Source organism: Synechococcus sp. A15-60 (assembly GCF_014280095.1).
Classification (GTDB): domain Bacteria; phylum Cyanobacteriota; class Cyanobacteriia; order PCC-6307; family Cyanobiaceae; genus Synechococcus_C.
Genome location: NZ_CP047933.1, coordinates 2,234,684 through 2,257,277, shown reverse-complemented (window position 1 = coordinate 2,257,277; position 22,594 = coordinate 2,234,684). Strand labels below are relative to the sequence as shown.

Genomic DNA, 22,594 nt, shown 5'->3' with positions numbered 1-22,594 from the left:
GAAGTAAGGAGAGAAATATTGAGTATTGATTTGGTGTGTCCTGGTCTTTTTCGGTTGTGCACTTAGTGCCTCGTTGGGTCTGTTGCCAGGCTGCGTTGATGGCAAAGGTGCCAGGTATTAGCGGCTGATTAGCAGGCTTGTTGGCGTCAATGAAGAAATAAAAAACCTCTGCACTTGTAGGGGCTTTGGGTGGCTAGGTTGACCCTACCCCTCTAAGGAGGAGGCGGTTCATAAATAACTGCCTTGGCGGTGTGAGGCGGACAATGTTCTACTTCACCCTCATTAACGCCCTTGAAGTGGAGGCGGCTTGGGCCATCAGTTTCTATACTCATCGACGCTCCACCCCGTGGGGTGGTGCCTGTCGTACACCAATTTCTATCGTGTACTCGCACATCCCTGTTTTTGGGTGATGCGGTTAGGGCCTGAATTGTTGGATTTTCCCACTTTTTCTTCTTGGCTGCTGTTGTGCTTGGGCCGCCAAAACGAACGCTGAGATCAGCCGAAACACGGGTTTCATAGGCCTCGTCATAGGAGATGTTGATGCCTGTGGTTAAGCCTTGAGTGATGTCATAAGCGAGGCGACCGCGCACACCTGAACCATCCACATCTTCTTGATCACGGTGTTGGTAGTAGTAACCAGCGGAGGCATGAAGTTGTGGGGTCATGAAATAACCAACATCCAGGCCATAGGTGTTGAGTGCACCAGCGTCATAAACGCTGTTGAGTCTCTGCTCAACATCCCCGAAGGGGATCAGCCCATAGCCATTGAAGGTCCAGCTGTTGGAGACCGCTTCTGCGTTAACGGCGACCTGGTTGAAAAAGATCGTTTGCTTATCAAAGACCGGGATGTTGGTATCGGCGTCGCCCGATTTGATGGTGCGGGTGTCGTAGCCAGCATTCAGCCCGTACATCCAAGAGCGATCACCGTTCAGCCAGCGGTACCCCAGGCGTGTGGAGGTGGAGAAGCCACCATCCACATCGGTGTTAATGATGCTGCTTTCACCATCGCGATCAGCGAAATTGACGTTGACCAGGGCATCAAGGAACCAGACGCTGTTCTCGCCAACCGAGAGTGGCAGGAACCCGCCGATACCGGCCTGGTTGGGAGTGCCAGCCCCTTGCAGAGCACCTTGAAAGCCGATGTTGGGTTTGACCACATCTTTAAGGCTGATGCTCATCACACCACCGAGATCCTCAGCGGTGTCTGCGTCTTGAGCAGCAGCCTGTAAGAGAGGGGCATTGGAGAGAACCAGTGCAGCGGCACCACCAAGCGAAAGCGACAAGTTGATGGAGCGCTGCATGCCACATCGGAATTTCAGGCAGTCTGCCGACGGTGTGCTCGTTGTGCACGAGTCGGGTTTTGCTTTCACAAGCGCCCACGCGGCTTCGTGTTGCCAGCAGACTCTTGCTTTGAATTGGTCAGATTGAAATTGTCAGCGAATTGATGGGATTCATCCGGAGAAGGCTTTGATGCCAAACCAAAAGAGGCAAACTGCATAGGCTGTACTTGCAATTTTGCTGCCATATCGAGGGTTTTTGGCCTCCTTGAGTTCTAGAAGGTGTAAAACTGCCGCTTGCAACATATAGATACCGACAACTAATACTAAGCACCCAAGTGTTTGCGTATCCCATCCTTGGTAAATGCCAGCGATGGCTACAGCGCCCCATGCAAGATTGGCGAAGCCAACTTCGAGCTGAAAGTCGTTTCGTGCTCCATAGTCCCAACCCATGCGCTTCGCATCGCTTCGATGAAAAACTGCATGGCGAACAAAAGACAATAGCCCTACGCCGCCCACAGCCCAAGCGGATATCCATTGCGTGGCAGACTCAACATCTCCGGAGCCAATGGAGTTGAAAGCATTCCAGAATCCAATGCCGCCAACAATCCATGTGAGCTGCATTAACGTTTTGGATACTTTTGGGTTGGTTGATAAAGGCATTGAGGTTCGGTCTGTTTGTTGAATTGTCGTCGAATTGCTTTGCAATAGCAACCTTGCTTAACTTTATTGGAATTGTGTTTTCGGGAATTGCTCTTTGAGACTGCTTGTGGTTGATCTCCAGGGGATGCTGCAAGCAAGGTCTGCATCTTCGTTTAGATCATTGCGTGGAGGTTCATGGCAGCTGCCACGGCATTAGCTTTCGGCTTTTGATGTCCATCTGCGTCGTCTTGGCTTACGACGAGCAGCTGTAGTGGGAGATGCCTCCGGCGCCGAAGAACTCCCGTGGTCGCAGTTGGTCGTAGCGACCAGCGAGTTTGGCTGAGAGCGGTGCGTAGGGGTTGCGGAACACCGTTTGCAGTTCGTGCACCAGGCTGTAGTCACCGCGAGCCGCCTGCTCATAGGCCGGGGCGATCAGCCATTCGCGCCAGGTGATGGCGGGATTGGTGCGTTGCATCGAAGCGGTGATCTCTTCAGGCTCTCCACAGCCGCTGAGCTGCTGGTGCCAGCGCGCCAGCCAGGCATTCCATTGCGCCTCGAGCTCTGCATCGCTGGGCACATAGAAGCCCCGTTTCAGCGGCGTGACCTCGTTTGGCAGTGATGCCAAGTCACGGAAAACAATCGTGTAGTCCGCCTTCGAAGCCACCATCAGCTGCAGCAGATCGCCGATCAGCTCCGGAGCTACGTTGGCCAGTCCCACCTTGCGAGCCCACATGGCATCCAGTCCGGCCTTCATGGCTTCGCTGAAGGTTGCATGCAGCGCGTCGAGTTCGGCTGTTTTGGCGGGGTGATCCCTTAACAGCGTTTTGAGCGCTGACCAGAACATCCGATAGTTGGTTTCAGCCGCTTTCGGTTGGTTGAAAAAGGAGAAATGAATGCCGCCGCCGGTCCAGGGCTGAAAGCGGGGGTCGAAAAGTTCGCAGAAGCCGAAGGGTCCGTAATCAAGGGTGAAACCGCCGGCGGCGCAGTTGTCGCTATTGAAGTTGCCCTGGCAATAGCCCACGCGCATCCAGTGGCACACCAGGCTGATGAGGCGTTCCCGGAACAACCGCGCCAGCTGCACCACCTGCGCCGGGAACGGCAAGGAGTGATCAATGTCTTCCCGGTAGTTCCGCTCGATCAGATGCTGCACGATCATTTGCAACTCCTGCTGGGCCTCAGGATGCGCTTCGCGACGGGCGCGTCGTGCGAACAGCTCCAGTTGGCCTACCCGAAGAAAGGATGGCGCCACACGTGTGGTGATCGCCGCTGAGTTGTCGACCAGGATGTCGGGATCCATGGAGGGCGAGGCGCCCGAATACCAGGGGCGACGCACGGTCTCGTCGTGGGAGACGTACAGCGTTAGGGAGCGGGATGTGGGAATGCCCAGGGCATGCATGAACTCCTGGGCCAGGAATTCGCGCACGCTGGACCGCAGCACGGCTCGACCATCAGCACCACGGCAATAGGGCGTCGGTCCACCGCCCTTCAGCTGCATCTCCCAGCGCTGACCTTCAAACACCCCTTCAACCACGGAGATGGCTCGCCCATCGCCGTAGCCGTTGCCATTGCCGAACGGACATTGCTGGTTGTATTCCGTGCCGTAGATCGACAAGGCGTAGCCGGTGGCCCAGCCATGGGGACGCATTGGCTCGCTCACGTTGCTGAGGTCGCCAGAGAAGACGCTGCGGAAGTCACCATCGTGAACCAGTGCTTCGTCCAGGCCCAGCGCAGCGAACAGTTCTGGGCTGTGGGCGACGTACTCGGGATTGGGAAGCGGCGTCGGCGTCACTGGCACGTAGTGGCCAGAACGCACTTGCCTTGCGCGGTGATCCTGTCCATCGGGTGTGGATTCCGGATCGGGCCGAAGGTGCTGCATCAGCGAGTAATCGACCTGCTGGGCGAAGTCAGCGAAGCTGGAGGTGGTGGCTGGCGTCGATGCGCTGGAGCTGGCGGTCATCCGGCCATTGGCTGCAGTGTTTGCATCATCGGTGGGTAGAGGCCGATGCGGCGCCCAGTTGGGCGGCTGTGAATAGCTTGGGATGGATCATCCCACCTCCTTGCCTCAGTCCCACCCTCCAGGAGATCCGATTCATCGCTGATGGCCATGCCTGACCCGATCCCCGCGCCCGAGGCCCGTCCCGATGTGGAACGGCTTCGGGGTTACAGCGCCCCTCTGGAGGGGCGGCGGGGTCTGCTGCGACTCGACTTCAACGAGAACACCATTGGTCCCAGTCCGGCGGTCACCGAGGCGATTCGCTCTTACCCAGCTGATCAGGTTGCGGTCTATCCGGAATACGACGGATTGCGTGAGGCCTTGATTGCCAACCTGCAGGCCTCTCCGGCCGGCCTCGCTCATCCTCTGGTCATCGACCAGGTGGGGCTCTTCAACGGTGTGGATGCTGCGATTCATGCAGTGATCCATGCCTATGGAGCGGCGGGTGACACCCTGCTTACCACCAGTCCCACGTTTGGGTACTACGCCCCGTGTGCGGGCATGCAGGGGATGGCCATCGAGGCCCTGCCCCATGAACTTCCGGGGTTCCGTTTTCCGCTGGAGGCGATGCGATCAGCTTTACAGCGCAGGCCAAAGATCTTGATGCTCTGCAACCCCAACAACCCCACGGGCACGCGTATTCCAGCGGAACAGGTGCTGGAGTTGGCCACGGCGGCGCCAGGAACCTTGGTGGTGGTGGATGAGCTCTATGAGGCGTTCACGGGTGACAGTGTGCTGCCCCATGTGGACTTCACCGTCCACGCCAATCTGCTGGTGCTGCGCTCCTTGGCTAAGACCGCCGGGCTGGCAGGCCTGCGCATGGGATTTGCTATCGGTTCCGCGGAGGTGATCGATCGGATCAGCCGTGTCACCGGTCCCTATGACGTGAACAGCCTGGCGGTGACGGCGGCGTTCGCGGCTCTGGGCGATCAGGTCTACACCGACCACTATGTGGCCGAAGTGGTACGAGCACGTGATTATCTCGTAACGCAACTAACGCAATTTGGTGCCGTCTTCCATTGCGATGGTGGTAACTACTTGCTGGTCTGGCCGCGGCGATCGGCCGAAGAGGTGGAGCAGCAGCTGCGCAGTGCCGGAATCCTGGTGCGTTCCATGGCCGGCAAGCCGCAGATTGATGGTGCGTTGCGAGTGAGCATCGGCACCCTCGAGCAGATGCAGCGTTTCTGGGCGATCTACGCGCAGCTCGAGGGTTGAGTGACGCTCAGCGCATTACGTCAATGATCGTGCCGTCTCCCAGAGTGCCAGGAAGGGTCAGGCTCGGTCCTACGCGGCGGACTTCGGCGCCACGCACTGCATCCAGAAACGGCTGAACGCCACCCTGGTCGCATCCCGCTGGGGCGTCGCCGCTGACGTACTGAACAGGAATCACTCGCCGGGGGTTGAGTTGACGCACCACCTCAGCGGCCTCTTCGCCGTTGTAAACCTTGCCGCCGCCTCCCACGCCGAGGATCAACACATCCGGCCGGCCGATCAGCACCTTGTCTTCTCCACTCAAGGGAGCTGCTGTTCCGCCTAGGTGGGCGAAGTTCAGGCCGCCTTGTTGCCAGCGCCAGATGGTGGCATCTCCGAAGCGGCGTCCGCCCACGCGATCATGGGGAGCGGCGAAACCTTCCAGATCCAGGCCGCCCACGCGATAGGAGCCTGGCTGTGACAAGTAAATGCCACCTCCGAGGCGGGCTCCCTCATCGGGTAGTTCTGAACTGACCAGCGTGACCGAGGCACTGACGCGCGGCTCGGCCAGGCCTTTGGCGCAACCCACAGCCCGGAAGGGATTGACCAGCACCGACTGGCCGCCTCCACGAATCAACAGGGCGCTGTGGCCGTAGCTGGTGATGGACACCCCAGCGGCGTGACTGGGGACTCCCACCAGTGCGCCCAGTGCCAATCCGGCGGCGAGAGCGCTTGCGGTGCGTCCATGCCCCTGGCGCTGCGGAAGGAGAGTCATGGAGGAGAGGCCGTTGGCCCAGGAAGTTAGCAGTGTTGAACTCGGGCTTCGGCCTGACGCAAGAAGTTGGCCAGCAGCTTGTGCCCCGCTTCAGTGAGCACGCTTTCGGGATGGAATTGCACCCCCTGCAGATGGGGGTACTGCCGGTGGCGCAGTCCCATCACCGTGTTGTCCTCAAGCCATGCGGTGACTTCCAGGCAGGCCGGGAGGGTCTCCCGTTCGGCGATCAGACTGTGGTAGCGGGTGGCCGTGAGTGGTTGCGGCAATCCGGCGAACACGCCTTCGCCTCCGTGCATCACCGGTGAGGTTTTGCCATGCATCAACTCGGTTGCGCGCACCACCCGACCGCCGTAGGCCTGGGCGAGGGCCTGATGGCCCAGGCAAACGCCCAGGGTGGGGATCTCTGGAGAGAGTTCCTTCAGCACCTGCAGGCAGATGCCGGCTTGATCGGGATCGCCGGGGCCTGGTGAAAGCAGGATGGCGTCTGGCTTCAGGTCTCGAATCTCAGCCACCGAGAGGGCATCGTTGCGCTCCACCCGCAGTTCTGCAGCCAGGGGATGCTGCGCCGCCAGCTCACCGAAGTACTGCACCAAGTTGAAGGTGAAGCTGTCGTAGTTGTCGATGACCAGGAGCATCGCTTAGAGGCCGAGACGGGTGAGCAGGGGAGGGAGCAGCAGCAGCAGCGCGATCACCAGGGAGCTGATCGCGGCCACCAGAACCGCGCCGGCGGCACAATCTTTGGCGATTCTCGCCAGGGGGTGGAACCGTCGGCCGATGGCCAGATCCACCACTGACTCGATGGCGGTGTTCAGCAGTTCGAGCACCAGCACGGCGGCCACCGTGAGCACCAGCACCGCCAGTTGAATGGAGGGCAGCCCTAGCCAAAGCGCCAGTCCAAACACCACGCTGCCGATGCAGACATGGATACGGAAGTTGCGTTGGCTGACGAAGCCATAGACCAGGCCCTGGGCGGCGTAGCGGAAGCTGGAGGGCAGGTCACCGGCGATCTTCCAGGCTCCGCGATGGGCGGCGTGATGGGCACGACGGGTGCCGCGTTGGGTGATCTCCTCAGTCACCGATGTTTCGTCTTCAGGGTCCAGCAGTGATTTCATCTGCTGATTCACAGTCGATCTCACCATGGGAAAGAACCATACCGGCCATGGCAAGCAGCTGCTCCTGGCACTGCAGCATGGTCATCAATGAGGCGTCGTCGGGGTGGTCCCATCCCAGCAGATGCAGCAGCCCATGGCTCACCAGCCAGCAGAGCTCTCGCTCCAGGCTGTGGTTCTGCTCGAGTGCCTGACGTTCCGCAGTGGGCACCGACACGATGATGTCCCCGAGTTCCACGCTGAGATCGGCCTCCAGGGGCATCTCGGCTTCCAGCGCCGAAAAAGAGAGAACATCGGTGGCACTGGCTTTGTTGCGCCAGCGTTGATTTAGTTCGGCGATCTGTTCGTCATTGACGAACTGCAGGCCAAGGCACACCTCTTCGCAGTCCAGCAGTGGCTTGGGAACGGAGTGGCCACCGGTCTCGGCAAGGTGGCCCAGCCACAATTGCAGGGTGGAGTCCCAAACCTCGCGACAGCAGAGTCGTTGATGGGCGGCGCTGCCACCGGTCGTCTTCACCAGGCTTGCGTCGGCTGGTGTGAAGGCCAGATCCAGAGCAAATCTGGGGGCATCGGCTGATGGCAGCGGTGCTGATGTCAAGGCTGATGTCACTGGGGCAGGGTGGGCCTGCCAAGCCAGGCCACCACCAGGATGAAGCCGATGAACCCGGCTGCGGTTAGTCCGAAGTGAAACAGGCTCTTGCTGCCCTTGCGCACCATGTTGCGCATCGCCTGCTTGACGAAGCTGGGCGGGGGCGTGGTGGCCGCTGGGGCATCGGGCGGGGTGGCGATCGCTTCAGGCTTGTCGCTCATGGTCAGCTCTCGTCGTCGTGTCCTGGACTGTCCACACCCTGGCGCAGCAGCGCCTGGATGAAGGGATCCAGCTCACCATTCATCACGGCCTGCACATCGTTGGTCTCTTCCTGGGTGCGCAGATCCTTGACCATCTGATACGGGTGGAACACGTAATTGCGGATCTGGTTGCCCCAGGCCGCTTCCACAATGTCGCCGCGGATGTCGGCGATTTCAGCCGCCCGCTGTTCCTGGGCGATCACCAACAGCTTGGCTTTCAGCAAGGCCATCGCCTTCTCTTTGTTCTGCAGTTGAGAGCGTTCTTGGGTGCAGCGCACCGCAAGTCCTGTGGGGATGTGCAGGATGCGAACGGCGGTTTCCACCTTGTTTACGTTCTGACCTCCAGCACCACCGGAGCGGCTGGTGGTGACTTCCAGATCCTTCTCGGGGATGTCGATGTCGACTTCCTCTTCCAACTTGGGCATCACTTCAACGCCAGCGAAGCTGGTTTGACGCTTGTCGTTGGCGTTGAACGGAGAGATGCGCACCAGACGATGGGTGCCTTTCTCATTTCGCAGATAGCCATAGGCGTAGCGACCCTCGATTTCAATCGTGGCGCTCTTGATTCCCGCTTCCTCCCCCTCGCTGAGTTCGTCCACGGACACTTTCATGCCCTGGTCCTCAGCCCAGCGTGTGTACATGCGCAGCAGCATCTGAGCCCAGTCCTGAGCATCTGTGCCACCGGCTCCGGCGTTAATCGAGAGCACGGCTCCCTCTTTGTCATAGTCGCCGCTGAGCAGTCGTTCCAGCTCCCAGCGATCCAGCTCCCTGCGCAGCTGATCTAAACCGCCCTGGGCTTCGGCGAGCATGTCGTCGTCAGGCTCCAGGTCGTAAAGCTCGAGCGTGGCCTGGGCATCGCCGACAGCGCCCTGCCAGGACGTGAGCTGTTGAAGTTGAGCCTTCACCTCATCGAGGCGACGCATTTGCTTCTGGGCGTTCTGCTGGTCGTCCCAGAAATCCGGTTGTGCGGCGAGCTGTTCGAGGTCCTGTTGGCGTGCGTTCAGTGCAGGAACGTCAAAGACAGTCCTGGGCGTTGCCCAGGCGGTCAGTGAGCTCGGAGAGGTCGCGCTTGAAGTCGGTGAGGTCGAGCAACGGAGTGCGTTGGACGGATCTCGCGACGTTATCAGTGCGGAATGCAGCGTTCCGAGTTGACCACCGGTGCTGCATAGGATTCAGGTCCCCCGTTGAAGGCCCTATGCCGAGCGTCGAGATCTACACATGGCGCACCTGCCCCTTCTGCGTGCGCGCCAAACAGCTGCTGGATCGCAAAGGTGTTGCCTACACCGAGCATTCCGTGGATGGTGATGAGCCAGGTCGTGATGCCATGGCTGCCCGGGGCGATGGCCGTCGCAGTGTTCCGCAGATCTTCATCGATGACCGCCACATCGGTGGTTGTGATGATCTGCATGCCCTGGAGCGAGCCGGTGAGCTCGATCCGCTTCTCTCCTGAGTTCCCTCTTCGATCCCACTGAACGACCGTTGCTCATGCGTCACCTGTTCGTGCTGGATCCCTTGGATCGCATCAATCCGCTCAAGGACTCCACGGCTGCCCTGATGCAGGCCGCGAGTCGTGCCGCTCTGGAGGTTTGGGCCTGCACGCCAGCGGATTTGATTGCTCTGGGTGATGAACCGCTGGCCATGGCGTCACCGGTTCAACCGGACCCATGGATCAGCATTGGTGAGCGCGAGCGTCTTCCCCTGGCCACCTTCCAGGTGATCTGGATGCGCAAAGACCCGCCCGTGGATGAGGCATATCTCTACGCCACCCATCTGCTGGATGTGGCTGAGCGTGCCGGGGTGCGTGTTCTCAATCGCCCCGATTCCTTGCGCAGTTGGAACGAAAAGCTCGGCGCCCTTCGCTTCAGCCGCTGGATGGCTCCCACGTTGGTTTCGGGTCGCGTCCAAGAGCTCAGTGCCTTTGCTGAAACGCACAACGAAATCGTGCTGAAGCCCCTGGGCGGTCGTGCCGGACTGGGTGTGATCCGCGTGTCGGCGCAGGCCCCGGGGCTAAAAGCTCTCCTGGAATTGGTCACCGAGCAGGAGCGCCTTCCGGTGATGGCGCAGTGCTTCCTCCCGTCCGTCAGCGAGGGAGACAAGCGCATCCTGCTGGTGGATGGAGAGCCGCTGGGTGCGATCAACCGCCGGCCGGCCGCCGGTGAATTCCGCAGCAACCTGGCCGTGGGTGGACAGGCCGAAGCCACGGAACTGACGGCACGAGAGCATCAGATCTGTGCTGCACTGGCTCCTGCACTTCGTGCCGAAGGCCTGTTCTTCGTTGGAATTGATGTGATCGGCGGGATGCTGAGCGAGATCAATGTCACCAGTCCGACGGGTATTCGCGAGGTGGAGCGGTTGATGAATCAGCCCTTGGCAGATCAGGTGCTCGAGCGTCTGCGTGATCTGATCTGAGTGATCACAATGAAGGGCTGACCGGACAAAGACGCTGTGCTGAAACGAGGACTGTGCTGGGGTGCGGCGTTTCTGGTCGGCTTCGCTGGAAACGCTTGGAGCGCTGGCTCTGCAGTCCGCTCCCGTGCGTTGCCACCGCTCATTCCCCGGGAGGTGCTGTTTGGCAACCCGGAAATCATGAGCGTCAATCTCAGTCCTGATGGGAGCTGGATCGCGTATCTGGCCCCGGATCAGGGCGTGCTGAATCTCTGGGTCCGCGATCTGGATGGCCAAGCCCCAGCTCGCGTGCTCACCCAGCAGCGTGATCGTCCTCAGATGCCGGGGTACTGGACGGCCGACGGCCGCTTCCTGATTTCATCGCGGGATGGCGATGGAGATGAGAACACCGTTCTGGTGCGGATCGACCCTCGCACCGGTGAGAGCAAGGACCTCACGCCACCCCAGGGGGTGAAGGCCGTTTGGATTGGGGCCGATCGGGAAGCCCCCAACGAGCTGCTCGTGGCCTTGAACGATCGTGATCCCCGCTATCACGACACCTATGTGATTGATGTGGAGACTGGCGAGCGTCGCCTCCTCTACCAATCCACCGACGATGGTCGCGACGTTTCGATCCTGTGGATCGATGGCGCCTGGAACCCCGTCATTCGCTCGCAGCTGCTGCCCGATGGTGGTAGTGCCCATGAGTTGCGCTTGCCCGGTGAGTCGGAGTGGCGCTCTTTTCTGCAGTTCAACTTCGAGGACACGATCACCGGCTCGGGCCCTGGAGGGTTCAGCCGTGATGGCCAATGGCTTTACGGCGTTCTCAGCACCGGTGATGATCTGCCGCGCCTGGTGCGCTGGAGCCGCGAGCAGCTGGAGACCTGCGGCAGCGATTGCACCCCCGAAGTGGTGCATCGTTCATCAGCCGGTGCCCTGGGCGTGGCGCTCAGTGATCTCGATACGGGAGTTCCCACCGCCCTGAAGGAAGTGGATCTTCGCTCTCGCCTGGTGGTGTTAGATCCCTCCGTTGAAACGGACCTGGCCCGGCTGAGGCAGTTGGCAGGGGCCAACGACTTTGCGGTGGTCGATCAAGACCTGGAGGGCCGTCGTTGGTTGGTGGCCATTGGCTCCGATCGTCAGGGGCCTCAGTACTGGCTCTGGGAACGAGAGCAGGATGAGATCCGCAAGTTGTTCTCCGTTCAGCCCAAGCTCGATGACTACGTGCTGGCCCCAATGGAAAGCCTGGACCTGCTGGCCAGAGATGGTCGGCGGCTGCCGGCTTATCTGACCCGCACACCGCTGGCTTCAGGAACGGAGCCCCAGCCCTTGGTATTGCTCGTGCATGGGGGGCCTCAGGCCCGGGATTTCTGGGGTTTCAGCTCCACCCATCAGTTGCTGGCGAATCGTGGGTATCACGCCCTTAGCGTGAATTACCGCGGCTCCACCGGCTTCGGGAAGGAGCATCTCCTGGCAGGCGAAGGCGAGTGGTACGCCGCGATGCAGGACGATCTGGTGGATGCCGTCCGCTGGGCGATCGATGAGGGGATCGCCGACCCTGATCGCATCGCGATCATGGGCGCGTCCTACGGGGGCTATGCCGCGCTGGCTGGTCTCACCCGCGATCCTGAGCTGTTCGCCGCCGCCATCGCTGAGGTGGGTCCGTCCAATCTGCGCACCCTGATTGATTCGATCCCTCCTTACTGGGAATCTCTCCGGATCAATTTCGAGCGGATGATCGGGGTGGGGACGGTGGATCTGGATGCCATTTCGCCGCTTCAGCATGTGGAACGGATTCAGCGACCGCTGCTGCTGGGGCATGGCGCCAATGACCCCAGGGTCAAGCTCAGTGAGAGTGAGGCAATCGCGGCCGCAATGGCGAAACGGAATCTGCCGATTGATTTCGTGGTGTTTCCCGATGAAGGTCACGGATTCGCTAACCCGCGCAATGCGCTGGCGATGACAGCGCTCCAAGAGGCCTTCCTCAGTGAACATCTCGGTGGCAGGGCTGAACCGTTTGGAACGACCCTGAACCAGTCATCGATGCAATGGCGATTGCGCTCCCTGCCGATTCCCTGACATCAGATCCAGTTGACCTGCCAGCACCGTGAGTTTCAGTCCCACCTCTTGAAGTTCACGGTCAGCCACGGAGCCGCGCACCAGCCCGGCACCTGCGGTGAGATCGAGTTGTGTGCCATGGGCATGTCCGCAGCGGATCGCAACGCGTAATTCCGCATCCCCCGCACTATCGATCCAGCCGATCGGTGCGGCGTAGCCCTGCCGGTCGAATGGTTCGAGGCTGCGCAACCAACGCATGGCGTCACGCCGTGGCAGACCTGCAACCGCCGGCGTCGGGTGCAGCACGCCGGCCAGGGGGAGCGGGGATTGTCCCGGGGCTGAGGTGGTGATGGGCGTATGCAAATGCACCAGTTGCCCATGGCGAGCCAGTTGCGGGCGCCGTGGGCGTCGTGGCTGCAGCCCGCGATCGATGAGGTGGTCGGTGATCGCTTGCACCACCAGTTCGTGCTCCCGACGATCTTTGTCTGAACTAAGCAACGAGGCCGCCTGGTCGTTCTGGCCTGCGGTGCCAGCGAGCGCATCGCAGCGCAGTTGTCCGTTGCGAAGGCTTAGCAGTCGCTCTGGCGAGGCGCCGAAGAAACTGTCTTGAGCGTCTTTTTGCCACAGGAAGCGGCAGCTGCCGGCTTGCTGATGACGGAGCCGTTGCAACAGCGGTTGCGGATCGAGGGGTTCCGTGAGGCTCACCGTCTGGCGCACCGCCAGGACCAGTTTGTGCAGTTCACCGCTGTTGACCAATTCCAGGCCGCGTTCCAGGGCAGGTGTGTAGTTCTGCTCCCAGGCTCCAGGGGTGATGCTGCCGCTCACGGTGTCCATGGATGGACTCCAGGCGTGCTGCCGGGAGCGCAACTGTTCTGCCATCACCCACAGCGATTCCGTGAGCGTGCGGACATCGCTGGCCTGTTGCACCACTCCATGCACGCGCAGCCACCCCTGGCGCCCATGCCGACTGAGCTGCCAGCGAGGAAGAACCGCTTGCACCGAGGGCATGCCTCCTTGGGGTTGCTGCTCGCTGGTCTGTTCAAAGAAGGAAAATGCGAGAAGAATGCGAGAGCGTGCCTGAGCTGGTGCGTCCGGCGTGCCATCCAGGATCCGTCCCAGGGTCACGTCACTGAATCGCTGCGCCAGTTCGAAGCGTTTGGCACTGGACAGTTCCAGGTGATGGCAGCGTCCTGCTGCCGCTAAGCAAAGGCCCGGTGCGCTGTCCCAAAGAAAACGGAAGGGGTCGTGAGCTTCCAGATCCACGAGCTGGTGCAGGGGGTCGAGGCCTTGCACTGGCAGCGCCAGGCTCAGCACTCCATCCTCGAGGGATCGCTGAGCCCAGGCGTGTTGCGCTCGCTCCAGCAAGTCGCTGAAGGACACCGCAGAGCAGCTGTCGTGGGGTGCGACCGACATCCGGACAGCAGATCAGGCGGGGGACTGCTCAAATGTATGGGTCTTGAAGCGGGCTGAGTGCGCCCAGTCCATGCAAGATCGCCAGGCTGTTGCAACCCTTCACTCACCGCGCACTGAGCGGCGGCGTCTTTGGAAAGCCGCAATCAAGTGGCCGATGTACTCCGTCGCGGTGATGCCATTGCTTCTTGCGATTGGCTGGCGCGTCGGGGCGGGGCTTCCGGTGCGGTGGGGCCAGGCGCTTGGATTTCTGCTGGCAGCAGTTCTGTTGCTGCTCTGGGAGAACCTCAGCAACGACCTGTTTGATGCCGACACCGGGATCGACAGCACAGCGAAGCCTCATTCCGTGGTGGCCCTGATTGGTCGTCGCCGTCCGGTCCGTCGTCTGTCAACCCTGGTGCTCTTGGCTGGATTGCTGCTGATGTCGCTGATGGCTCTTCAGAGCAGTGTTTCGGTGCTGGCGCTGGTGCTGGTGAGCTGCGGCATTGGCTATCTCTACCAAGGCCCGCCGTTCCGCCTTGGCTATCTCGGTTTGGGCGAACCGCTTTGCTGGCTGGCCTTTGGTCCCTTCGCCACAGCAGCTGCGCTGTTGGTGGTGGCTCCTGCAGCAAAGGCCGGTGCTTGGGCAGTGGTGCCATGGGATGTGGCTTTTCTGCTGGGGTCAGGTCCCGCTCTGGCCACGTCCCTGGTGCTGTTCTGTTCGCACTTCCATCAGGTCGATGAGGATGCGGCCCACGGCAAGCAGTCCCCTGTGGTGCGTCTGGGCACCGCACGGGCGTCGGCCCTAGTCCCCTGGTTTGTCGCAGGAACCCTGGCGCTGGAGTGGACACCCGTTTTCCATGGCGATTGGCCTCCGACTGCGTTGCTCGGAGCCTTGGGCTTGCCTGCGGCGGCAGCGCTGATTCGTTTGCTGCGCAGCCATCACGCTGAGCCAGAACGCATTCAGGGCAGCAAGTTTCTCGCCTTGCGTTTTCAGGGCCTCAATGGACTTGGCTTGAGTGTCGGTTTGGCGATGGGGCCCTGGTTTGGTGCCTCCATGGCCGGGAGCGTCTGAGCGCATGAGGCTCTCTTTGGCGCTGCGTCCTTATGGCTTTGCTCTGTCTCGTCCGCTGACGACCGCCAGTGGCTCTTGGCAACAGCGAGACGGCTGGCTGCTGCGCATCGTCTGTCCAAACACAGGCCGTGAGGGCTGGGGAGAGGTGGCTCCATTGCAGCCACAGGAGCGCCAGGCTTGTGAGCAAGCCCTGGCTGATTGGCTGACGACAGCCGAGGTTGTCGTCAGCCGCGATCAGTTGGAGGTAGTGCTGCCGCAGCTGCCGCCAGCCGTAGCGTTTGCGGTCGGTGCTGCCTTGGCCGAACTAGAAGCTGATCTGGGCCCATGGCATCCGGCCCCTCCTGCGGCGCATCTGTTGCCCGCTGGATCGTTGATGCTGCCGGAGCTCGAACGCGTCCTGGCCTCAGCGGTGACGTCACCGGGGATCACTGTCAAATGGAAAGTGGCTGCGGCGGATCCAGAGCTCGAATGGTTGCTGCTCTACCAGCTGCTGGAACGTCTTCCTGCAACGGCGCGTCTTCGCCTGGATGCCAATGCCGGCTGGGACCGGGCGGAGGCGAACCGCTGGGTGGAGGTGCTGGCCGCTGATCCGCGCTTGGAATGGTTGGAGCAGCCCCTCGCAGTGGATGATCTGGATGGTCTAACCAGGCTGGCTGAACGCCTTCCCGTGGCACTGGATGAGTCTTTGCAGGCCCACCCTGTATGGCGTGAGCAGTGGCAGGGATGGCAAGTGCGACGCCCCCTGCTGGAAGGGGATCCCCGACCCCTGTTGCGGCAGTTGCAGCAGGGTCGGCCTCGGCTGATGGTGAGCACTGCCTTTGAGACGGGCATCGGTTTTCGTTGGCTGGCCCTGCTGTCGCGCCTTCAATGGCAGGGGCCAACACCCGCAGCGCCTGGACTGGCACCAGGCTGGTGTCCTGAAGGTCCCCTCTTCAGTGCGGATCCTGTTCAGGTCTGGGCGGCCGCTGGAGGAGCGTGTTGATGCACGACTTGGTGGCCTTGCCCTGCGATCCTGCGGCACCGGAGAGCACGGCCACCGCGTTGCTGAAGCTGTTGCAGAGCCGGAGCTGGGTGCGGTTGGTGGGGCCTCAAGAGGGGGCGGATGTGCTCGGGCTTCAGCAGCCGTCGGCGCTTTGGCCTGAAGGACCCGGTCTGGTGCTGTCAACCGGTGGCAGCAGCGGTGGCCGGTCGCTTTGTCTGCACCCGCTCGCCAACTTCGAACGCTCGGCTGAAGTGTGTGGCCGATGGCTGCAACGGCTCGGGCTGGATCCCGAGGCGTGTCTCGTCTGGAATCCTCTGCCCTTTCAGCATGTGAGCGGACTGATGCCCTGGTGGCGCGCGCGTCAGTGGGGGTCGCGCCATGGATGGTTGGCGTCTGAATTGATGAAGCAGCCCTCGGTTTTGCTGGCGCAGTGCCGTCAGCACCCCGGCTGGCGGCAGCGCCCGATGCTGCTGTCGCTGGTGCCCACGCAATTGCGGCGCTTGCTGGCCCACCCCGATGGCTGCAACTGGCTTCAGGCCATGGACGTCATTTGGGTGGGAGGAGCCGCTTTGCCGTTGGACCTCGCGGCGCTCTCTCGCCAGGCAGGCTTGCGCTTGGCCCCTTGTTATGGCGCCACGGAAACCGCGGCGATGGTGACGGTTCAGACGCCCCAGGCTTTCCTGGCCGGCCATCGCAGCTGCGGCCAACCTCTCGAGGGTGTGCGTCTGCGGCTGGATCCCGATGGAGCACTGGCCGTGCACTGTGACCGTCTAGCTGCGGCCAGGCTTGATCCATCGGGTGGACTCCAGCCTCTCGTGGATAAGGAGGGGTGGTGGCGTAGCGGTGATCTGGCGACACTGGGCGACGCTCAGGTCGTTCCTGACTTGCAGATTGTGGGTCGCCGCGATGGTGCCTTGCAGTCCGGTGGAGTCACGGTCTTTCCTGAGCAGTTGGAGGATCGCCTGCTGGGCCTGGTGGATCAGGTTGAACTGCCCCTCTCAGCCGTGCTGATCCTTGGGCTGCCCGATCCGGAGTGGGGGGCGCGATTGGTGGCCCTGGTGCGCTGGTCGACGTCGGATCGAGATCCAGCCCGGATGGATGCGCTCAGGGCATTGGTGTCTGACTGGCCTGCAGCGGAACGACCGCGGCGCTGGGTGTCATGTCCGGACCTGGAGCCTTCGCGGGCAGGGAAGTGGGATCGTCAGCGTTGGCAGACCTGGTTGGTCTCGCAACAATCAGATCAGCAGCAGGGACAGGATGACGACGTTGTCTGACACTGAAGTCAGCAACAAGAAGCTTGCTGCAGGACTTTTGGCCATCTTTTTCGGTGCACTGGGCGTGCACAAGTTTGTGCTGGGTTACAACAACGCCGGCATCATCATGCTGATCGTTGGGGTGGCCGGTGGTGCCATCACCTGCGGAATTGCCGCCGGTCTGATGTCGCTGATCGGATTGATTGAGGGGGTCATCTACCTCACCAAAACTCCCGACGAATTTCGGGAGATCTACCTCGATCACCAGCAGGAATGGTTCTGAGCTGACCATGCCAACGAAGCGCTTGTCCCCTGCACTTCCAACCCAGTGGCTCGTTGTGGCGGCGGGCGTCAGTGGCGCGCTGTGGTCGCAGCTGGGTCACACCGGCTTCCATCCTCTGATGCTGGCGCTGGCCATGTTGCCCGTGCAGATCACCTCTCTGGTGTGGGCTTTGGGCCGCTCGTCTCGTCGAGGGGCTGGCGATCAACGCCTCAAAGTTCGCTGATCCGTCCGATCTGGGCCGCTTCTAGCCAGCGTTCAACCGTGTCGGGCAGAGCGCAACGCCGGCGGGTCTCGGTGCTGATGGCCACGTGGCGGATGCATCCCCGGGCCACATCCTGATCCCTCAGCAGAAATCGATACTGCACCTCAAAGCTGCTGGGATCCAGCCGTTGTGGGCTCAGGTGCACGCTGAGTTGATCACCGCCATGCACGGGTCTGAGAAAGTCCGCTTGGCAGTGCACCACCGGCAACGCCACGTCAGGCCTGCGTTCCTGGCCGCGGCAGCCGGGGAACACCGATTCGGTGGCAATGCCCTGGGCCTCAAGGCTTTCTTCCCAGGCTTCATGGCACCAGCGCAGCAGTTGATGGAAATGCATCACGCCGGCCGCGTCGGTGTCTCCGAAGCGCACCACACGGCGCAGTCGTAACCAGGCGGGTGACGTCATCACGGCTGTTGTTCTTACGGCAGCGCACTGTCACCTTGGCATTAGTGCTTCACAAAGCGAATGGCAGGGCTGGTGCGCTTTTTGCTGCAAGACCCAGGGGTGTAGACGCCGGTGCTGGTGGTGGTGCTGTTGTGGCTCAGCCGGCATGAGCGCCGGCGGCTGATCTGATCTCGCCTGACCTGATCAGGAACGCTCAAAACAGAAGGTCCACGGGACCAATGAGTGGCGTCACGACGGGGTCCGCCAGGCCAACCCCGTCCGTTGTAGTTGCCACACCGAAGGGCACATTGAGCACTTCATAGTGAATGGTTTGGATCAGGCGAATACCGGCATTCTTGTCGAAGCGGTATTGGCCAATTCCGCCTTATTTTTTGCTTCTTTTTTCCCTGTCTCTCGGCTGAACCCCGATGTTCTGGGCGAGACGATTTGGCCAGGGTTCGTTGGCTCACGGCAGGGACTGGTCGAGAGCGGCAACGATGACTGGGTCAGCAAATCAGCGATCCACCGATCCCATGATCACATCGATCGACCCCAAAATCGCCATGATGTCTGCCACCTTGTGTCCCTTGAGGATGTGAGGAAGGATCTGCAGGTTGTTGGAGTCAGCAGCACGGATCTTGAAGCGCCAGGGTGTGACGTCATTATTCCCCTGCAGGAATATGCCGATCTCGCCTTTGCCTGATTCCAGACGGGTGTAGAGCTCGCCGTTGGGGATCTTGAAGGTGGGAGCCACTTTTTTGGCTACGTACTGATAGTCAAAGCCAGCGAATTCGCTGTCCTTGCCTTCCGCCATGCGCTTGGCTTCCAGGTTTTCGGTCGGGCCGCCCGGAATCATCTCGCAGGCCTGGCGGAGGATCTTGAGGGATTGGCGCATCTCTTCGATCCGCACCCGATAGCGCGCGAAACAGTCACCCTCCTTCTCCCAGGCCACGTCCCAGTCGAAATCGTCGTAGCACTCGTAATGATCCACCCTGCGCAGGTCCCACGGCACCCCGGAAGCCCGCAGCATCGGCCCCGACAAGCTCCAGTTGATTGCATCCTCTTTGCCGATGACGCCCAGGCCTTCAATTCGCCGTCGGAAGATCGGATTGTTGGTGATCAGTTTTTCGTATTCGTCAATCTTCGGGCCAAACCAATCACAGAAATCGCGGCATTTCTCAAGCCACCCCCAGGGGAGATCGGCGGCCACACCACCAATCCGGAAGTAGTTGTTGTTGATCAGGCGTTGACCGGTGGCGGCTTCCCAGAGGTCGTAGATCATCTCCCGCTCCCGGAAGATGTAGAAGAAGGGTGTCTGAGCACCGACGTCGGCGAGGAAGGGGCCAAGCCAAAGCAAGTGATTGGCAATGCGGTTCAGTTCCAGCATCAACACGCGGATGTAGCTGGCGCGCTTGGGAACGGGAATGTCGGCCAATTTCTCGGGCGCGTTCACCACGACCGCTTCGTAGAACATGCCCGCCGCATAGTCCATGCGGCTCACGTAGGGCACGAACATCACGTTGGTGCGGTTCTCGGCAATCTTCTCCATGCCGCGGTGTAGGTAGCCGATCACCGGCTCGCAATCCACCACGTCTTCGCCGTCGAGCGTCACCACCAGCCTCAGCACCCCATGCATGGACGGATGGTGCGGGCCGAAGTTGACCACCATCGGCTCCGTGCGCGTTTCCAGCTGCGTCATGGGGCCGAGGAACAACGTTGTTGACGAGATCTTAGGAAGGACCCATGCCCGATCTGCCTTCCAGGTCCGATCAGACCTTCACCCATGTGCCAGTTCTGGCGGAACCGCTTCTCCAAGCGCTGGCTCAAGACCCTAGTGATCACTGGCAGAGCGGTTTGTTTGTGGATGCCACGCTCGGCGGTGGGGGGCACAGCCAATTGCTGCTGGATCGTTATCCAGCGCTGCATTTGGTGGGGCTCGACCAGGACGCCACGGCCAGGGCCGCAGCAGCCCAACGTCTGGAGTCCTTTGCCGATCGGGTCACAATCGTGGCCACCAATTTCGCGGATTACGCCCCTTCCGAACCGGTCGCACTGTTGCTGGCGGATCTTGGGGTCAGCAGTCCGCAGCTGGATGTAGCGGAACGGGGATTCAGTTTCCGCCTGGATGGCCCCCTTGACATGCGCATGAACCCTGGAGGTGGTGGCGAAACGGCGGCTGATCTGATCTCACGATTGGAGGAATCAGACCTGGCTGATCTGATCTATCGCTACGGCGAAGAGCGACTGTCCAGGCGGATTGCCCGTCGCATCAAGGCGGATCTGAACGATCGTGGCGCCTATTCCGGCACAGCCGCTTTGGCCTACGCCGTCGCGGGTTGCTACCCACCCAAGGCGCGCCGCGGGCGCATTCATCCGGCGACTCGGACCTTCCAAGCCCTGCGCATCGCCGTTAACGATGAGCTCGGGGTCCTCGATCAGCTGCTTGAGAAGGCTCCTGGCTGGCTTCAGCCGGGAGGGCTGATGGCGATCATCAGCTTTCATTCCTTGGAAGACAGGCGCGTCAAGACGGCCTTTCTTTCCGATGAACGCCTGCAGCGCATCACACGCAAGCCCCTGATCGCCAACGACGCTGAACAAGAGCGGAATGCCCGCAGTCGCAGCGCCAAGCTGCGACTGGCCAGGCGTCGACACCCAGACTGAAGCAGGCGGTTGCTAGCCCAGGAAGGCGGTGTTGTCGGTGTCGCCAAAGAGTTGCCTGTAAGCCGTCGTGGACACGCACAGCGTCACCGGGAACGCAGCGAGCGGGCCCACACCGCACAACACCGCGCCGAGCAACAGAATCGCCATCTCCACGATCAGCAACAGCAGCACCAACCCCTTGGACGGATTCACCAACTCCCTGCCTCGTCCGAGGTTGTTCATGGGTGATTCATCCGGGAGCAGGACGAGGATCGGCAGGAAGGTTTGGTTCACCATGAGGTAGATGGACACCACGGCTGCCTGATGAAAGGGATCAAGCCGACAACCCCATTCTCCTGCGATAAGCCCACCATCAAGGCGGTGCAGATCCCGCCGATGATCAGGCCCAGGATGATCGGAACGATCTGATTGATGAAGAGGCGTCCTGCGGCATCGCCGTCCCAACGCGTCATGTCTGAAAAGGCAGGCTTTTGGCCGTCCAGCGCTTTCCAGGCGTCTCGGATCAAACCCATGGCCCCCCAAAGGCTGATCAGGATGCTGCCCACCATGGAGACAATCAGGCTGACCACCGCAGCGCTGGGTGAGGGATTGCTCGTGCGTTTGAGCAGAAACTCGGGCAGTTGCTGGAACAGCGTTGCCAACACTCCGTACAGCAGCGCGAACAGCACGAAAGGCCAAGCTGACTGTCAGAAGGCGGTCCAGCCATCCTCCACAGCTTTCAGCACATCAAGTCGTTTGCCAGCCAGGGTCTCGGTCCTGGGGAACGCTCGATCCTGAGCGGAACGTCGCCGCTTTGGCAGCTTTTCCGACTTTGGATCGAAGGTGGCTTCAAGGTCAGCCCATCGCACCCGCCTGAATCGCCTCTGTGACCATGGTCACAGCGCTTTCGATGTCAGTGGCTGTGGTGTCGCGGCCAAGGCTCAGGCGCAGCGAGGCTTCCGCTTCGCTGCGATTGCGCCCGATCGCACGCAGGACATGGGAGGGCGCCCCGCGGCTGCAGGCTGAGCCACTGCTGCAGGCCAATTTGGATTTCAGCGCGCGCTGCAGGCGGCTCCCTGAGATCCCGGGCACAGTGATGTTGAGGTTGTGGGCTAGGCGTGGGTGCAGCGCCCCGTTCAGCAGGAGATCAGGGTTGCGCTGTTTCAGGTCATGCCACAACTGATCACGCAGCACGCCGAGCCGCGTCTGCCGCGCCGCCCGATCAGCCGTGGCCAGGGTTGCGGCGGCAGCCAGTCCCATGATCAACGGCACCGGCAGGGTCCCTGGCCGTAGCCCCTGCTCTTGACCACCGCCCCAGAGCAGGGGGTCAAGACCGGTCCCTTTCCGCGCCACTAGAGCCCCGATCCCCTTGGGACCGTTGAATTTGTGGGCGCTGACACTGAGCAGCGAGCAACCCAGGCGTTGCATGTTCAGCGCCAGGTGTCCGTAGGCCTGCGCCGCATCCGTGTGCATGGTGATCCCATGGTTGTGGCAGATCGTGCTCAGCTCCTGCACGGGTTGGATCACACCGATTTCGTTGTTGGCCACCATCACGCTCACCAGCTGCGTATTCGCTTGGATCGCCTGTTCCAGCTGCGTCGGCTCAATTAGGCCATTGGGCCTGGGCGTGAGCAGCGTCAGTTCGAAGCCTTCCTGCCTGAGTTGCTGCAGAGGATCGAGCACCGCATGATGCTCGCTGGCCACGCTGATCAAGTGCCCAGGGCCTCCTTCGGCACGGGCGCGAAACCGGGCATGGCCGAGCAGTGCCAGGTTGTTGGCTTCGGTGGCGCCACTGGTGAAGATCACCTCGTCGCTTTCGACTCCGAGGCTGTCGGCCAGGACTTTCCTGGCGGAGCTGACGGCTGCGGCTGCCGTCAGCCCAAGGCGATGCTGGCGGCTTGAGGCATTGCCCCATTGCTCTCGCCACCAGGGCTCCATCGCCTCGATCACGGCAGGATGGCAGGGGGTGGTGGCTTGGTGGTCGAGGTTGATCACACCGGTGTTGAGCGATCCTTCGGCAGGGGTTGGCAGCATGGGATGACTCACTGA

At 61.3% G+C, this 22,594-nt stretch carries 26 protein-coding genes; 10 read left to right on the top strand and 16 right to left on the bottom strand.

Annotated elements, in window-relative coordinates; all coding sequences use genetic code 11:
- Window positions 1–212 precede the first annotated feature (212 nt).
- The 3 genes from SynA1560_RS12335 to SynA1560_RS12325 all read right to left on the bottom strand — a co-directional run bounded on the left by SynA1560_RS12335 (window position 213) and on the right by SynA1560_RS12325 (window position 3,876).
- Window positions 213–1,301 carry an inverse autotransporter beta domain-containing protein gene (locus tag SynA1560_RS12335; RefSeq protein ID WP_255476967.1) on the bottom strand — a complete coding sequence of 363 codons (1,089 nt, stop codon included), beginning with the start codon at window positions 1,299–1,301 and terminating at the stop codon, window positions 213–215.
- A gap of 150 nt (window positions 1,302–1,451) precedes the next feature.
- Window positions 1,452–1,940, bottom strand: a complete 489-nt coding sequence (locus tag SynA1560_RS12330; protein ID WP_186500659.1) for a DUF6790 family protein — start codon at window positions 1,938–1,940, stop codon at window positions 1,452–1,454.
- 232 nt (window positions 1,941–2,172) lie between these two features.
- Window positions 2,173–3,876 carry a protein adenylyltransferase SelO family protein gene (locus SynA1560_RS12325; protein WP_186500658.1) on the bottom strand — a complete coding sequence of 568 codons (1,704 nt, stop codon included), beginning with the start codon at window positions 3,874–3,876 and terminating at the stop codon, window positions 2,173–2,175.
- A 141-nt stretch (window positions 3,877–4,017) separates the two neighbouring features.
- Between SynA1560_RS12325 and SynA1560_RS12320 the strand changes: the two genes are divergently transcribed.
- Window positions 4,018–5,127, top strand: coding sequence for a histidinol-phosphate transaminase (locus tag SynA1560_RS12320; protein WP_186500656.1), 1,110 nt, complete (start codon window positions 4,018–4,020; stop codon window positions 5,125–5,127).
- A gap of 7 nt (window positions 5,128–5,134) precedes the next feature.
- On the opposite strand, the gene SynA1560_RS12315 is transcribed toward SynA1560_RS12320, so the two are convergent.
- From SynA1560_RS12315 to prfB, 6 genes are all read right to left on the bottom strand, one after another.
- The gene (locus tag SynA1560_RS12315) at window positions 5,135–5,878 is read right to left on the bottom strand and encodes an MBL fold metallo-hydrolase (RefSeq protein ID WP_186469532.1); all 744 of its coding nucleotides are present in this window, start codon (window positions 5,876–5,878) and stop codon (window positions 5,135–5,137) included.
- 26 nt (window positions 5,879–5,904) lie between these two features.
- Window positions 5,905–6,513, bottom strand: a complete 609-nt coding sequence (locus SynA1560_RS12310; RefSeq protein ID WP_186469531.1) for an aminodeoxychorismate/anthranilate synthase component II — start codon at window positions 6,511–6,513, stop codon at window positions 5,905–5,907.
- Between the two features lie 3 nt (window positions 6,514–6,516).
- The gene (locus tag SynA1560_RS12305) at window positions 6,517–6,990 is read right to left on the bottom strand and encodes a diacylglycerol kinase family protein (RefSeq protein ID WP_186469530.1); all 474 of its coding nucleotides are present in this window, start codon (window positions 6,988–6,990) and stop codon (window positions 6,517–6,519) included.
- Window positions 6,968–7,585, bottom strand: a complete 618-nt coding sequence (ybeY, locus tag SynA1560_RS12300) for an rRNA maturation RNase YbeY (RefSeq protein ID WP_255476965.1) — start codon at window positions 7,583–7,585, stop codon at window positions 6,968–6,970. Before ybeY ends, SynA1560_RS12305 begins: the two co-directional genes overlap by 23 nt.
- Before the next feature lie 8 nt (window positions 7,586–7,593).
- Window positions 7,594–7,797: a DUF3285 domain-containing protein gene (locus SynA1560_RS12295; RefSeq protein ID WP_186469529.1), complete on the bottom strand. Its 204-nt coding sequence runs from the start codon at window positions 7,795–7,797 to the stop codon at window positions 7,594–7,596.
- 2 nt (window positions 7,798–7,799) lie between these two features.
- Window positions 7,800–8,928, bottom strand: a protein-coding gene (gene prfB / locus SynA1560_RS12290; RefSeq protein ID WP_186469528.1) for a peptide chain release factor 2 whose coding sequence is annotated in 2 segments (ribosomal slippage) — window positions 7,800–8,852 and window positions 8,854–8,928 — 1,128 coding nt in all. Because the reading frame shifts where the segments join, the coding sequence is not laid out codon by codon here.
- A gap of 103 nt (window positions 8,929–9,031) precedes the next feature.
- Between prfB and grxC the strand changes: the two genes are divergently transcribed.
- The 3 genes from grxC to SynA1560_RS12275 are packed head-to-tail and all read left to right on the top strand — an operon-like array spanning window position 9,032 to window position 12,300.
- The gene (gene grxC, locus SynA1560_RS12285; RefSeq protein ID WP_186469527.1) at window positions 9,032–9,286 is read left to right on the top strand and encodes a glutaredoxin 3; all 255 of its coding nucleotides are present in this window, start codon (window positions 9,032–9,034) and stop codon (window positions 9,284–9,286) included.
- Between the two features lie 35 nt (window positions 9,287–9,321).
- The gene (gene gshB, locus SynA1560_RS12280; RefSeq protein WP_186469526.1) at window positions 9,322–10,245 is read left to right on the top strand and encodes a glutathione synthase; all 924 of its coding nucleotides are present in this window, start codon (window positions 9,322–9,324) and stop codon (window positions 10,243–10,245) included.
- Between the two features lie 36 nt (window positions 10,246–10,281).
- Window positions 10,282–12,300: a S9 family peptidase gene (locus SynA1560_RS12275; protein ID WP_255476964.1), complete on the top strand. Its 2,019-nt coding sequence runs from the start codon at window positions 10,282–10,284 to the stop codon at window positions 12,298–12,300.
- On the opposite strand, the gene SynA1560_RS12270 is transcribed toward SynA1560_RS12275, so the two are convergent.
- Window positions 12,259–13,692: an isochorismate synthase MenF gene (locus SynA1560_RS12270; protein WP_186469525.1), complete on the bottom strand. Its 1,434-nt coding sequence runs from the start codon at window positions 13,690–13,692 to the stop codon at window positions 12,259–12,261. The two genes, SynA1560_RS12275 and SynA1560_RS12270, sit on opposite strands and share 42 nt — an antisense overlap.
- Before the next feature lie 70 nt (window positions 13,693–13,762).
- Here SynA1560_RS12270 and menA point away from each other — a divergent pair, with 70 nt between their 5' ends.
- Genes menA through SynA1560_RS12245 form a run of 5 tightly spaced genes read left to right on the top strand, consistent with a single transcriptional unit; the run spans window position 13,763 to window position 17,484 of the window.
- The gene (menA, locus tag SynA1560_RS12265; protein ID WP_186500655.1) at window positions 13,763–14,743 is read left to right on the top strand and encodes a 2-carboxy-1,4-naphthoquinone phytyltransferase; all 981 of its coding nucleotides are present in this window, start codon (window positions 13,763–13,765) and stop codon (window positions 14,741–14,743) included.
- Between the two features lie 4 nt (window positions 14,744–14,747).
- A complete protein-coding gene (gene menC / locus SynA1560_RS12260; RefSeq protein ID WP_186500653.1) occupies window positions 14,748–15,725 on the top strand; it encodes an o-succinylbenzoate synthase in 978 nt (325 codons plus the stop codon).
- Entirely contained in the window at window positions 15,725–16,999 is a 1,275-nt protein-coding gene (locus SynA1560_RS12255) for an AMP-binding protein (protein WP_186469522.1), read from the top strand. The genes menC and SynA1560_RS12255 overlap by 1 nt, the downstream gene beginning before the upstream one ends.
- Complete coding sequence (locus SynA1560_RS12250) at window positions 16,983–17,261, top strand: TM2 domain-containing protein (RefSeq protein ID WP_186500650.1); 279 nt, start codon at window positions 16,983–16,985, stop codon at window positions 17,259–17,261. The genes SynA1560_RS12255 and SynA1560_RS12250 overlap by 17 nt, the downstream gene beginning before the upstream one ends.
- Before the next feature lie 7 nt (window positions 17,262–17,268).
- A complete protein-coding gene (locus SynA1560_RS12245) occupies window positions 17,269–17,484 on the top strand; it encodes a hypothetical protein (protein ID WP_186500648.1) in 216 nt (71 codons plus the stop codon).
- Here SynA1560_RS12245 and SynA1560_RS12240 read toward each other — a convergent pair.
- From SynA1560_RS12240 to SynA1560_RS12230, 3 genes are all read right to left on the bottom strand, one after another.
- A complete protein-coding gene (locus tag SynA1560_RS12240; RefSeq protein WP_186500647.1) occupies window positions 17,471–17,926 on the bottom strand; it encodes a thioesterase family protein in 456 nt (151 codons plus the stop codon). The two genes, SynA1560_RS12245 and SynA1560_RS12240, sit on opposite strands and share 14 nt — an antisense overlap.
- Before the next feature lie 41 nt (window positions 17,927–17,967).
- On the bottom strand, window positions 17,968–18,123 hold the full coding sequence (locus SynA1560_RS12235; RefSeq protein ID WP_186500646.1) for a hypothetical protein: 156 nt from the start codon (window positions 18,121–18,123) through the stop codon (window positions 17,968–17,970).
- A 296-nt stretch (window positions 18,124–18,419) separates the two neighbouring features.
- Window positions 18,420–19,604, bottom strand: a complete 1,185-nt coding sequence (locus SynA1560_RS12230) for an NAD(P)H-quinone oxidoreductase subunit H (RefSeq protein ID WP_186500645.1) — start codon at window positions 19,602–19,604, stop codon at window positions 18,420–18,422.
- A 44-nt stretch (window positions 19,605–19,648) separates the two neighbouring features.
- Between SynA1560_RS12230 and rsmH the strand changes: the two genes are divergently transcribed.
- Window positions 19,649–20,566 carry a 16S rRNA (cytosine(1402)-N(4))-methyltransferase RsmH gene (rsmH, locus tag SynA1560_RS12225; RefSeq protein WP_186469515.1) on the top strand — a complete coding sequence of 306 codons (918 nt, stop codon included), beginning with the start codon at window positions 19,649–19,651 and terminating at the stop codon, window positions 20,564–20,566.
- A gap of 12 nt (window positions 20,567–20,578) precedes the next feature.
- Here rsmH and SynA1560_RS13880 read toward each other — a convergent pair whose 3' ends face one another.
- The 3 genes from SynA1560_RS13880 to SynA1560_RS12215 form a co-directional block, all read right to left on the bottom strand.
- Entirely contained in the window at window positions 20,579–20,857 is a 279-nt protein-coding gene (locus tag SynA1560_RS13880; RefSeq protein ID WP_255476963.1) for a hypothetical protein, read from the bottom strand.
- The gene (locus SynA1560_RS13875; protein WP_255476962.1) at window positions 20,836–21,234 is read right to left on the bottom strand and encodes a hypothetical protein; all 399 of its coding nucleotides are present in this window, start codon (window positions 21,232–21,234) and stop codon (window positions 20,836–20,838) included. The genes SynA1560_RS13880 and SynA1560_RS13875 overlap by 22 nt, the downstream gene beginning before the upstream one ends.
- A gap of 166 nt (window positions 21,235–21,400) precedes the next feature.
- The gene (locus tag SynA1560_RS12215) at window positions 21,401–22,579 is read right to left on the bottom strand and encodes a cysteine desulfurase family protein (protein WP_186469514.1); all 1,179 of its coding nucleotides are present in this window, start codon (window positions 22,577–22,579) and stop codon (window positions 21,401–21,403) included.
- Window positions 22,580–22,594: the final 15 nt, after the last annotated feature.

Excerpts from the sequence above, each read along its gene's own strand:
- SynA1560_RS12320 (WP_186500656.1), top strand. The coding sequence starts at position 4,018 with ATGGCCATGCCTGACCCGATCCCCGCGCCCGAGGCCCGTCCCGATGTG.
- SynA1560_RS12315 (WP_186469532.1), bottom strand. The coding sequence starts at position 5,878 with ATGACTCTCCTTCCGCAGCGCCAGGGGCATGGACGCACCGCAAGCGCT.
- SynA1560_RS12245 (WP_186500648.1), top strand. The coding sequence starts at position 17,269 with ATGCCAACGAAGCGCTTGTCCCCTGCACTTCCAACCCAGTGGCTCGTT.
- SynA1560_RS12310 (WP_186469531.1), bottom strand. The coding sequence starts at position 6,513 with ATGCTCCTGGTCATCGACAACTACGACAGCTTCACCTTCAACTTGGTG.
- grxC (WP_186469527.1), top strand. The coding sequence starts at position 9,032 with ATGCCGAGCGTCGAGATCTACACATGGCGCACCTGCCCCTTCTGCGTG.
- menC (WP_186500653.1), top strand. The coding sequence starts at position 14,748 with ATGAGGCTCTCTTTGGCGCTGCGTCCTTATGGCTTTGCTCTGTCTCGT.
- SynA1560_RS12250 (WP_186500650.1), top strand. The coding sequence starts at position 16,983 with ATGACGACGTTGTCTGACACTGAAGTCAGCAACAAGAAGCTTGCTGCA.
- SynA1560_RS12240 (WP_186500647.1), bottom strand. The coding sequence starts at position 17,926 with ATGACGTCACCCGCCTGGTTACGACTGCGCCGTGTGGTGCGCTTCGGA.
- SynA1560_RS12295 (WP_186469529.1), bottom strand. The coding sequence starts at position 7,797 with ATGAGCGACAAGCCTGAAGCGATCGCCACCCCGCCCGATGCCCCAGCG.
- SynA1560_RS12335 (WP_255476967.1), bottom strand. The coding sequence starts at position 1,301 with ATGCAGCGCTCCATCAACTTGTCGCTTTCGCTTGGTGGTGCCGCTGCA.
- SynA1560_RS12270 (WP_186469525.1), bottom strand. The coding sequence starts at position 13,692 with ATGTCGGTCGCACCCCACGACAGCTGCTCTGCGGTGTCCTTCAGCGAC.
- SynA1560_RS12215 (WP_186469514.1), bottom strand. The coding sequence starts at position 22,579 with ATGCTGCCAACCCCTGCCGAAGGATCGCTCAACACCGGTGTGATCAAC.
- SynA1560_RS12305 (WP_186469530.1), bottom strand. The coding sequence starts at position 6,990 with ATGAAATCACTGCTGGACCCTGAAGACGAAACATCGGTGACTGAGGAG.
- SynA1560_RS12330 (WP_186500659.1), bottom strand. The coding sequence starts at position 1,940 with ATGCCTTTATCAACCAACCCAAAAGTATCCAAAACGTTAATGCAGCTC.
- rsmH (WP_186469515.1), top strand. The coding sequence starts at position 19,649 with ATGCCCGATCTGCCTTCCAGGTCCGATCAGACCTTCACCCATGTGCCA.
- menA (WP_186500655.1), top strand. The coding sequence starts at position 13,763 with ATGCAAGATCGCCAGGCTGTTGCAACCCTTCACTCACCGCGCACTGAG.
- gshB (WP_186469526.1), top strand. The coding sequence starts at position 9,322 with ATGCGTCACCTGTTCGTGCTGGATCCCTTGGATCGCATCAATCCGCTC.
- SynA1560_RS12255 (WP_186469522.1), top strand. The coding sequence starts at position 15,725 with ATGCACGACTTGGTGGCCTTGCCCTGCGATCCTGCGGCACCGGAGAGC.
- SynA1560_RS12325 (WP_186500658.1), bottom strand. The coding sequence starts at position 3,876 with ATGACCGCCAGCTCCAGCGCATCGACGCCAGCCACCACCTCCAGCTTC.
- SynA1560_RS12230 (WP_186500645.1), bottom strand. The coding sequence starts at position 19,604 with ATGACGCAGCTGGAAACGCGCACGGAGCCGATGGTGGTCAACTTCGGC.